We start from the raw sequence: 248 nt of genomic DNA, 5'->3' as shown, positions 1-248 counted from the left end.
CTGAACCCCAGCCCGGCGTAGCGGGCAGCGAAGCGCGCGACGCGCAGTCCGCGCAAGGGATCTTCGGCAAACGCCGGGGAAACATGGCGCAAGATTGGGGATTCTAGGTCTTTCTGGCCGTGATAGGGGTCGTAGACCCTGCCCTGGTCGTCCTCGGCCATGGCGTTGATGGTCAGGTCGCGACGGATCAGGTCGTCTTCGAGGGGTACCTCGGGGCTGGCGTGGAACGTGAAACCACCGTAGCCGTG

At 64.9% G+C, this 248-nt stretch carries 1 pseudogene; it reads right to left on the bottom strand.

The features are described 5' to 3' along the window. Window positions 1-248 (bottom strand): annotated as a pseudogene (gene cca, locus M2D63_RS25950) (multifunctional CCA tRNA nucleotidyl transferase/2'3'-cyclic phosphodiesterase/2'nucleotidase/phosphatase); the annotation flags it as partial.

The sequence above is a fragment of the Pseudomonas sp. BJa5 genome, assembly GCF_030272875.2.
Lineage (GTDB): Bacteria > Pseudomonadota > Gammaproteobacteria > Pseudomonadales > Pseudomonadaceae > Aquipseudomonas.
Note: the sequence above shows the minus strand (reverse complement) of the source record. Positions and strands in the feature narration are given on the sequence as shown.